The following is a 7,589-nucleotide window of genomic DNA, read 5'->3' as shown; positions in this document are numbered from 1 at the left end:
GTGGAAGGTACGCATGGTTAACTGAGTACCAGGCTCACCGATAGATTGTGCAGCGATAACACCAACGGCCTCACCAACGTTAATCTTATGACCACGACCCAAGTCACGACCATAACAAGATGCACAGACACCGTAGCGTGATTCACAGGTAATCGCACTGCGGACCATAACTTCGTCGATACCTTCGCGTTCCAGTTTTGTCACAGATGCTTCGTCGATCATATGACCGGCACTTAATACCACATCACCGTCACTATTCAGAACATCTTCTGATACAACACGACCCAGTACACGTTCACCTAAGGCTTCAACAACATCACCGCCTTCGATAATAGGTGTCATGCTGATACCTTTAGTGGTACCACAATCATCTTCGATAACAACCAGATCTTGAGATACGTCAACCAAACGACGAGTCAGATAACCTGAGTTAGCTGTTTTCAAAGCGGTATCCGCCAAACCTTTACGAGCACCATGGGTGGAAATAAAGTACTGCAAAACGTCCAGACCTTCACGGAAGTTAGCGGTGATTGGCGTTTCGATGATAGAACCATCCGGTTTCGCCATCAAACCACGCATACCCGCTAACTGACGGATCTGAGCAGCACTACCACGAGCACCAGAATCGGCCATCATATAGATGGAGTTCATCGATTGTTGTTGTACTTTATTACCTTCAGCATCAAGTACTGTGTCAGTACCCAGACCATCCATCATCGCTTTTGCGATTTGATCATTGGTACGTGACCAGATATCGATGATTTTATTGTAACGTTCACCATCGGTAACCAAACCAGAAGCATATTGTGTTGCAATTTCTTCAACTTCGGCTTCGGCTTTAGCAAGAATGCTGCCTTTAGCTTCAGGAATAACCATGTCATCAGCACAAACCGAGGCACCTGACATAGTGGCTTGGGCAAAACCAAGATACATCAGCTGATCAGCAAAAATGACTGTGTCTTTCAAACCTAAACGACGGTAACAGGTATTGATCAGATCACCGATAGCTTTCTTAGTCATCGTGCGATCAACTACTGAAAATGGCAGACCTTTTGGCACAATACTGAACAACATTGCACGACCTACTGTTGTTTCAACACGGATAGTGCGATTTTGTTCTGGCTCAGGCAACGTTACGTCTGTTTCATCAATACGAACCATTACTTTGGCATGCAAAGATACGACTTTGTTGTCATAAGCTCGTCTCAGTTCTGCAATATCTGCAAACCGGCTACCTTCACCCTTTTCATTAACTAATGAACGAGTCATGTAATACAGACCCAATACAACGTCCTGTGAAGGAATAATAATTGGCTCACCATTAGCTGGTGACAAAATATTATTTGTCGCCATCATCAATGAACGTGCTTCAAGCTGTGCTTCTAGTGATAAAGGTACGTGAACCGCCATTTGGTCACCGTCAAAGTCGGCGTTATAGGCGGCACAGACTAACGGGTGCAACTGGATCGCTTTACCTTCAATCAATAATGGTTCGAACGCCTGGATACCTAAACGATGCAGTGTTGGTGCACGGTTAAGTAACACTGGATGTTCGCGAATAACTTCTTCAAGAATATCCCAAACTTCCGGCCCTTCACGTTCCACCATTTTTTTGGCAGCTTTAATCGTAGTAGCTTGACCACTACGTTCAAGTTTGCCGTAAATAAATGGTTTAAACAGTTCCAACGCCATTTTTTTCGGCAGACCGCACTGATGCAGTTTTAAATATGGACCAACAACAATTACTGAACGGCCAGAATAATCGACACGTTTACCCAGCAAGTTTTGACGGAAACGACCCTGCTTACCCTTGATCATATCGGCCAAGGACTTCAATGGCATACGGTTGGTACCGGTAATCGCACGACCACGACGACCGTTATCCAATAATGCGTCTACAGATTCCTGCAACATCCGCTTTTCATTACGCACGATAATATCTGGTGCGTTTAAGTCGAGCAGACGTTTCAAACGGTTATTACGGTTGATTACGCGGCGATACAGATCATTCAGATCTGAAGTCGCGAAACGACCACCATCCAATGGAACCAATGGACGCAAATCTGGTGGTAATACCGGCAAGACTTCCATAACCATCCATTCTGGTTTGTTACCAGAATCCAGGAAGGCTTCCATTAACTTCAGACGTTTGGTCAATTTCTTGATCTTGGTTTCTGAATTAGTGCCTTCAATCTGATCACGGATAACATCGACTTCTTTTGTCAGATCAATACTTCTCAGCAGTTCCTGAACGGCTTCAGCACCCATGCGTGCATCAAACTCTTCGCCATATTCTTCAACAGCTTGCATGTACATTTCATCAGAAAGTAATTGACCTCTTTCTAATGGTGTCATGCCCGGATCAACAACAATAAACGCTTCGAAATACAACACTCGTTCAATGTCACGTAAAGTCATGTCAAGGAACAATGAAATACGTGATGGTAATGATTTCAAAAACCAGATATGTGCCACTGGGCTGGCAAGTTCGATGTGACCCATACGCTCACGACGGACTTTGGCCACAGTAACTTCAACGCCACATTTTTCACAGATTACACCGCGGTGTTTCAGGCGTTTATATTTACCACACAGACATTCATAGTCTTTTACCGGTCCAAAAATCTTGCAGCAGAACAGACCTTCGCGTTCTGGTTTAAAGGTACGGTAGTTGATGGTCTCCGGTTTTTTAACTTCACCAAATGACCAAGAACGGACCATTTTTGGCGAAGCCAGGCCGATGCGAATCGCATCGAACTCTTCCGGCTGCGTTTGTTGCTTTAACATGTTAAGCAAATCTTTCATATTTTTTCTCCGCTGTCGTTAAACGACATATGTCCTGATTATCGGGTTCGCGCTTACTCTTCGACCAGGTCGACATCAATACCTAGAGAGCGAATCTCACGTGTTAGTACTTTGAAGGATTCAGGCATGCCCGCATCCATCCGATAATCACCATCAACGATGTTTTTGTAGATCTTAGTTCGGCCGTTCACATCATCTGATTTGACTGTCAGCATTTCTTGAAGCGTATAAGCAGCACCATAAGCTTGCAGTGCCCATACCTCCATCTCACCAAAGCGCTGACCACCAAACTGAGCTTTACCACCCAGCGGTTGTTGCGTAACCAAGCTGTAAGGACCTGTTGAACGTGCATGCATCTTGTCATCAACCAAGTGATTCAGTTTCAAAATATGCATGTAACCAATAGTAACCGGACGGTGGAATGTTTCACCTGTACGGCCATCAATCAGTTTGGCCTGACCTGTTGTAGGTAAGCCAGCCAACTCCAACATCGCTTTAATTTCGCCTTCGTCAGCACCATCAAATACTGGTGTCGCCATTGGCACACCCGCTTGCAGATTGCCAGCCAGTTCTAAGATTTCTTCATCAGTTAACGAATCCAAATCTTCTTTTTTACCACTGGTGTTATAAATTTTGCCTAAGAACTCTCTGATTTCGGCAATGCCACGTTGTTGCTGTAGCATTTCTTCAATCTTATAACCTAAGCCTTTAGCTGCCCAACCAAGGTGGACTTCCAGGATCTGACCGATATTCATCCGTGATGGAACACCAAGTGGGTTCAACACGATATCGACCGGACGGCCATCTTGGGTATAAGGCATATCTTCAACAGGAACGATGTTTGAAATAACACCTTTGTTACCGTGACGACCGGCCAATTTATCACCGGGCTGAATACGACGTTTAACTGCCAAGAAAACTTTGACCATGCGTTGTACACCTGGCGCCAAATCATGGCCAGAAGTCAACTTATCTTTCTTGATTTGGAAAGCTTCATCCATATCAGTACGGTATTGCTTGATTTGGTTAGCTGTCGCTTCAAGCATGGCGTTCAACTCATCAGAAGCCATCTGAATGTCATACCACTGTGACTTCTCAAGCCCTTTCAGATACGCCTTGGTGATTTTGTCACCTTTTTTCAGGTCAGGACCTTTATCAGCTACTTTGCCAACCAGAGTTCGCTCAAGACGGGCAAACACGTCATCCACCATAATACGGTGTTGGTCTTTTAAATCGGCCCAGACTTTTTCCAGTTCAGCTTTTTCAATCTGACGGGTACGCTCATCTTTCTCAACGCCATCACGGGTGAAAACCTGAACATCGATAACCGTACCGTAGGTACCTGAAGGTACGCGTAAAGAAGAATCTTTTACATCAGCAGCTTTCTCACCAAAGATTGCTCTTAGCAATTTTTCTTCAGGAGTAAGTTGCGTTTCACCTTTAGGTGTTACTTTACCGACAAGAATATCGCCAGGCTTAACTTCAGCACCTACATAGACAATGCCTGATTCATCCAGTTTAGCCAACGCACTTTCGCTGACATTTGGAATATCACCAGTAATTTCTTCAGTACCTAACTTAGTATCACGAGCCAGACAGTTCAGTTCCTGAATGTGAATGGTTGTGAAACGATCTTCTTCAACAACACGTTCTGATAACAAGATCGAATCTTCGAAGTTGTAGCCATTCCAGGGCATAAATGCCACAAGGATATTTTGCCCCAGTGCCAGTTCGCCTTTATCCGTTGAAGGACCATCCGCTAAGACATCACCTTTAGCAACGATATCACCAGGCTTGACAATAGGACGTTGATTAATCGTTGTGCTTTGGTTTGAACGGGCGTATTTGATCAGGTTGTAAATATCAACACCTGATTCATTATCTTCAGTTTCGTCATCATTTACACGAATAACAATACGGCTCGCATCAATAGAGTCAACTTCGCCACCACGTTTAGCAGTAACCATAACACCGGAATCCTGAGCAACAACACGCTCCATACCGGTACCCACTAATGGTTTATCGGCACGTAATGTCGGCACAGCTTGACGTTGCATGTTCGAACCCATCAATGCACGGTTAGCATCATCATGTTCCAGGAATGGAATTAATGAAGCAGCAACCGATACAACCTGGCGTGGCGAAACATCCATCAATTGCACTTGCTCTGAAGGCATTAATGAAAATTCGTTTTTATGACGACATGGAACCATATTGTCAGCAATGGAAAAATCATCGTTCAGATTGATAGTTGCCTGCGCGATGCGGTATTCACCTTCATCAATTGCAGACAGATATACAATTTCTTCAGTCGCTTTGCCATCAATAACTTTACGGTAAGGCGTTTCGATAAAACCGTATTGATTCGTTCTGGCATAACATGCCAAAGAGTTAATCAAACCGATGTTTGGACCTTCAGGTGTTTCAATTGGGCAAACACGACCGTAGTGTGTGGGGTGAACGTCACGAACTTCAAAACCTGCACGTTCACGTGTCAAACCACCTGGCCCTAACGCTGAAACACGACGTTTATGGGTTACTTCAGATAATGGATTGTTTTGATCCATAAACTGCGACAACTGGCTTGAACCAAAGAATTCTTTAATCGCTGCGGCAACAGGTTTTGCGTTGATCAGTTGCTGCGGCATCAAACCTTCAGATTCGGCAATACTCAAACGTTCACGAACGGCACGTTCAACACGAACCAAACCAACACGGAATTGATTTTCGGCCATTTCACCAACGCTACGTACCCGACGGTTACCAAGGTGATCAATATCATCGACCACACCAAAACCGTTACGAATACCGATCAGCTCTTTCAGAACAGCTACGATATCTTCTTTAGATAAAATACCTTCGCCATCCAGCTCTTCGCGACCTAAACGACGGTTGAATTTCATCCGACCAACATTCGACAGATCATAACGATCTTGACTGAAAAACAGGCTGGTAAATAAGTTTTGAGCAGCATCTTCTGTTGGTGGTTCACCAGGACGCATCATCCGGTAAATTTCAACTTTAGCTTCTAACGCACTGCGAGTTTCGTCCAAACGTAAGGTATCTGACATGTATGGACCATGGTCCAAATCGTTAGCAAAAATTGTATCGATAACGTTAATACCAAAACGCTCTAAGCTTTCTAATAAATCACTGGTTATTTCATCATTAGCATTGGCTAACAACTCGCCCGTGGCAGGATCAATAACATCTTTAGCGATTACTTTACCTACCAAATAGTTGGTTGGTACTGCCAAAGTCGTCATTGCCGCTTTTTCCATTTGACGAATATGACGACCAGTAATTTGACGTTCAGCTTCAACAATTACTTCACCATCTGGATTAAGAATTTCAAATGGCACAGATTGACCACGTAAACGTTGTGGCTCCAGAGCTAATTCAAACCCATCACCTTTACGGGTGAAAGTATCGTTTTCAAAGAAAATTTCCAGGATTTCCTGGTTACTGTAATCCAATGCACGTAACAGGATTGAAGCCGGCAATTTGCGACGACGGTCAATACGCACGAATACAGCATCTTTAGGATCAAATTCAAAATCCAACCATGAACCACGATATGGAATAACTCGAGCGTTATAAAGGATCTTACCTGATGAGTGTGTTTTTCCTTTATCGCTATCGAAAAACACACCTGGGGAGCGGTGTAACTGAGAAACGATTACTCGCTCTGTTCCGTTAATAACGAAGTTACCTTTCTCCGTCATTAATGGGATTTCACCCATATAAACTTCCTGCTCTTTTATGTCTTTAACAACTTTTGATTTTGCAGGGGCGTCTTTATCATAGATAACCAGACGCATTTTTACTCTAAGAGGCGCAGCATAGGTCACACCACGTAGTTGACATTCCTTGACGTCAAAAGCTGGTGTTCCGAGACGATAGCTAACATATTGCAGCTCAGCCATACCAGTGTGACTTTTAATCGGAAACACTGATTCGAATGCCGCATGCAAGCCCATTGCATTGCGTTCATCAGCAGGGACGGCCATTTGCAGGAAATCCTGATAGGAATTGACCTGAGTTGCCAGTAAATTTGGAACGGTCAAGACACTTGGTCGCTTGCCAAAATCTTTACGAATCCGTTTTTTCTCGGTAAACGTATAAGCCATGTATTACACCTCGAAGAAACACCTGATTTCTTTTAACGGAAATGCAGGTAGGGTCATATATTGTAGGTGGCCGAATGTCGATCGGCCTGCAACGGAAAAAGGCCGGTGACTAAAGTCACCAGCCATTTTCTTTTTCGTGGCAGTAAACTGACCACGATTGTAGGTGTGCTTACTTAAGTTCAGCAGTCGCACCAGCTTCTTGCAATTGTTTCAGAACGTCTTCAGCTTCTGCTTTTTCTACGCCTTCTTTAACAGTTGCTGGAACGCCTTCTACCATGTCTTTAGCTTCTTTCAAGCCCAGACCAGTCAGACCACGTACAACTTTGATTACGCCAACTTTGTTTTCGCCAAAGCTAGTCATAACAACGTTGAATTCAGTTTGTTCTTCAGCGGCAGCAGCGGCTGGAGCAGCGGCAGCAGCAGCGGCAACAGGAGCAGCAGCAGTTACGCCGAATTTTTCTTCCATTGCTTCGATCAAATCTACGATCTCAACAACTGTCATATTGGAAATCGCTTCCAAGATATCGTCTTTAGATACAGCCATGATATTTTCCTATTTCAAGCTTACAGAATTAAATAAAAGTTACTTATCCAAAATGGATTAAGCAGCTTGTTTTGCGTCGCGAACGGCCGCAAAAGTGCGAACCATTTTCT

Annotated in this window: 3 protein-coding genes; all 3 read right to left on the bottom strand. The window is 44.0% G+C overall.

The annotated features are described in order from the left end of the window. Positions 1-2,805 (bottom strand): DNA-directed RNA polymerase subunit beta' (rpoC, locus tag E8Q33_RS14730; protein ID WP_136555680.1); only part of this gene is annotated, 2,805 nt, incomplete at its 3' end. 53 nt (positions 2,806-2,858) lie between these two features. Next, the gene (gene rpoB, locus E8Q33_RS14725) at positions 2,859-6,935 is read right to left on the bottom strand and encodes a DNA-directed RNA polymerase subunit beta (RefSeq protein ID WP_069296876.1); all 4,077 of its coding nucleotides are present in this window, start codon (positions 6,933-6,935) and stop codon (positions 2,859-2,861) included. A gap of 169 nt (positions 6,936-7,104) precedes the next feature. Further along, entirely contained in the window at positions 7,105-7,479 is a 375-nt protein-coding gene (rplL, locus tag E8Q33_RS14720) for a 50S ribosomal protein L7/L12 (RefSeq protein ID WP_069296877.1), read from the bottom strand. Positions 7,480-7,589: the final 110 nt, after the last annotated feature.

It is taken from the genome of Methylophaga sp. SB9B (assembly GCF_004832235.1).
Lineage (GTDB): Bacteria > Pseudomonadota > Gammaproteobacteria > Nitrosococcales > Methylophagaceae > Methylophaga > Methylophaga muralis.
This window is presented reverse-complemented; position numbering and strand designations above follow the sequence as displayed.